The sequence below is a fragment of the Thiohalorhabdus sp. genome (assembly GCF_036628635.1).
GTDB lineage: Bacteria > Pseudomonadota > Gammaproteobacteria > Thiohalorhabdales > Thiohalorhabdaceae > Thiohalorhabdus.
This window is the reverse complement of the sequence record NZ_JAZKRM010000112.1, coordinates 1-3,111: the sequence shown is the minus strand read 5'-3', so window position 1 is coordinate 3,111 and position 3,111 is coordinate 1. Positions and strand designations below refer to the sequence as shown.

The 3,111-nt window shown below is 71.2% G+C and carries 4 protein-coding genes and 1 pseudogene; all 5 read right to left on the bottom strand.

All coding sequences use genetic code 11. The features are described 5' to 3' along the window. Positions 1-346: pseudogene (locus V5A19_RS14180) on the bottom strand (hypothetical protein); the annotation flags it as partial. Positions 347-401: 55 nt separating this feature from the next. Beyond that, entirely contained in the window at positions 402-1,160 is a 759-nt protein-coding gene (locus tag V5A19_RS14175; RefSeq protein WP_332319936.1) for a sulfite exporter TauE/SafE family protein, read from the bottom strand. Positions 1,161-1,286: 126 nt separating this feature from the next. Continuing rightward, the gene (locus tag V5A19_RS14170) at positions 1,287-1,694 is read right to left on the bottom strand and encodes an OsmC family protein (RefSeq protein ID WP_332319937.1); all 408 of its coding nucleotides are present in this window, start codon (positions 1,692-1,694) and stop codon (positions 1,287-1,289) included. A gap of 79 nt (positions 1,695-1,773) precedes the next feature. Next, positions 1,774-2,748 (bottom strand): MBL fold metallo-hydrolase, encoded by a 975-nt coding sequence (locus tag V5A19_RS14165; protein WP_332319938.1) that lies wholly within the window; start codon positions 2,746-2,748, stop codon positions 1,774-1,776. Positions 2,749-2,780: 32 nt separating this feature from the next. Then, complete coding sequence (locus V5A19_RS14160) at positions 2,781-3,020, bottom strand: thioredoxin family protein (protein WP_332319939.1); 240 nt, start codon at positions 3,018-3,020, stop codon at positions 2,781-2,783. Positions 3,021-3,111: the final 91 nt, after the last annotated feature.

Here is a 3,111-nt window from a genome sequence, read left to right as displayed (position 1 = left end):
CCAGCCGCGCCGCCACCTGGGAGGCGTCCAGGCCGACCAGGGCATCGCCCTCGGCGACGGTATCCCCCTCGTCCACCGCCACCGCGGTCACCCGCTCGGTGATCCGGGCGGCCACATCGGCCGCACGCACCGCCTCGGCCTCGGCCAAATAGCGCCGGGTGCGCTCCAGCGTAGCGCTGTCCGCGGTCACGGTATGCACCGCCGCCGGCGCGGCCTCGAAGCGCGGCGCCGCGGCCAGCTCCGCCTTGCGGCTGATCACGCCCCAGGCGGCGAGGCCCACCAGGGCGGCCAGCACCGCGGCCAGCCCCAGCCGGGCGGGCCATCGCATCTTGCCGGAACTCGTCATGGGAACGGCTCATCCTTGTTGATTGGCGACTCGGACAGACAGCGACGGCAAACCGCTAGGCTAACAGAACGGGCCACACCAGCCGGAACGCCACGCCCAGCAGAAGCACGCCGAACGCCTGCCGCACCCAGCGGGCCCGCAGGCGCTCGCGCATGACCCACGCCCCCAGCTGAGCGCCGACGACCGCCGCCAGGCCGGTAGCCGCCAGCAGGGGCCAGTGGAAGTGGCCGACGGCGACGTGGCCGGCGAACCCCGACAAGGAGGCGAATACCACGATGAAGGCCGAGGTGGCCGCGGCCTGCTTGGTGGGATAGCCCACGGCGAGAAGAAGTGGAAGGATCAGAAAGCCCCCGCCGATGCCCAGCAGCCCGGCGATGGCGCCCACCCCCAGACCGGCGGCGGCGGTCAGGGCCGCACGGCGCCCGGCAGGCAGAAGCGCTTCGGGCTCGGGCCGACGGGCGCCGGCCAGCATATGGGCGCCGGCCGCCACCAGGCCCAGGGCGAACAGCAGGACCAGGGTCTCGGTGGCCAGGTAGCGCGTGCCCAGGGCGCCCAGGGGGGCCGCCGCCAGGGAGGTAACGGCCATGGGCAGACCGCCGCGCCAGTCCACCAGCCCCGCCCGGGCGTGGCCCACCGCCGCCGACAGGGTGGTCAGGCCGTTGAGAAGCAGGGCCGTGGGAATGGCCACCGCCTTGAAATCATACCCCAGGCCGTGCAGCACCGGCACGTACAGCATGGCCCCGCCCAGGCCGAGCAGGGAGAACAGTCCGGCCAGCACGAGGACCGCGACGGCGGCGGTCATTACAACGGTCATGCCTTCCCTCCAACGGCGGTGCAGTTTCGCTACTCAACGCCCACCACGGTCGTGTCCGGCCCCAAAAGGATGGCTCCGGTGACGGTGTGGAGGACTCGGAAACCGAGCCGAGGGCGGGCAGTCCGCCTACCCTCTGGCCCGCTCCAGGGTGCCGGTGAGCCCGGTGCCGTCGGCCAGGGTGTTGTAGATAGTGCCGAACTTGCGCACGTTCTCGTGGAGCAGCTCCAGGCTGTGGTCGTCCTCGTCGGTATCCACGGTGATGGCGTAGGTGACGCGGGCCATGCGCGGCGGCCGGTCCTGGCGCTCGCCGTGGACGCGCACGGTCACGCCGCGGAAGTCGAAGCCGATGCGCGGGCTGACCCGCTCGATGTTCTTGATGATGCAGGCGGCCACCGCCGCCAGCATCAGCTCGGCGGGGTTGAAGGCGTCGCCGCGGCCGTTGGCGTCGGTGTCCAGGGTGATCTCGGCCTCGCCGCAACGGGCCAGGCTGCCGTGGGCATCGACGCGCTCGGCGCTTATCTCGTATGCCAGCATGGGACTTCCTCCCGAATGGGCCGCCGGGCCCCGGCCCGTCGGCGGCCCGATTCGGCCCGGGCAGGGCTAGCCGGGCCGGCTACAGGTCCGCTTCCAGCTGGGTGTAGGTGCGGCTGACGTTGGTGGGATGCCAGTTGTCGAAGTGGCGCAGCGCCTTGAATTTCTCGGGCGCCGCCTTGGTGAGGCGGTCGGTGACCTGGCTCAACGGCTCCCACTTCTCAACCGCCTGGCCCACCTCCTCGACCAGCCAATCCAGGTAGTCGCCCGTCTGCGCCTGGGCCTTGGCGGGGGCCGCGACGCCCCCGTGGCCGGGCACGATGCGCTCGGGGCCCAGGTCCATGGCGGCGTGGAAGGCCTCCTGCCACTGCTGGACATCGCTGAAGGGGTGGATGCCCAGCATGCGGTCCACGTAGATGTGGTCCCCGCCGAACAGCACCTGGGCCTCCGGCAGCCACACCACCGCGTCGCCGGGGAAGTGGGCGTCGCCGAAGCGGCGCAGCTCCAGCACCCGGCCGCCGAGCTCGAGACGGGCGCGGTCACCCGAATGGGGCTCGGCGGCGCGCACGGGGTCGATGGCCGCGGCTTCCTCGGCATCCAGCGTCCCCTTCAGGCGTTCCCGGTGGCGGTCGGCGAAGCGCTTCTGGGTGCCCGTGGTGGCCGCCAGGGCGTGGATGGTGGCGCCGCGCTGTTTGAAGTAGCTGTTACCGAGCCAGCGGTGGTCTTGGCTGCCGGTGTTGAGGACCCAGCGCACCGGCTGGTCGGTCACCCGCCGCACGGCCTCATGGATGAGGTCGGCACCTGCCGGCGAGGCGCCGCTGTCGATCACCGCCACGCCGTCGCCGGAAACCACGAAGCCGAAGTTGGCGTTGAGGGCATGGTTGTCGGCCCTGCGCGGACCGGTGGGGCCGATGAGGGCGTAGACGCCGTCGGCCACCTCCTCCAGCTCGAGGGGGCCGAAGTCATCCCCGGCCTGCGCACCCGGGGAGCCGACCAGGGGAACACCGGCCGCCAGAAGCAGGACCATCAAGGGATAAAGCATTCGGGGAAAAGGCATCGTGGCCCTCCGGTTATTGAAGAATTCGGGCCTCAGCCGGCCAGCCACTCCGACACCTTCTTGCGGTCGGGCACCCCGCCGGCGTGCACCACCTCGCCGTCCACCACCACGCCGGGCGTGGACATGACGCCATAGCTCATGATGTCGCCGATGTCCTCCACCTTCTGCAGATCGATGTCGGCGCCCTGGTCGGACGCCACCTGCTCGACGAGCTGGAGGGTAGTCTGGCAGTTGGCGCAGCCGGTGCCGAGCACCTTCACTTCCTTGGTCATGATCGCTCTCCTGTTCGGATCGTTGGCGTTCTAGCAGCAGCTGCCGGATTTCGCGGGTTGCGGCTCGCTGCCGCAGCAGCCGCCCGCGGCC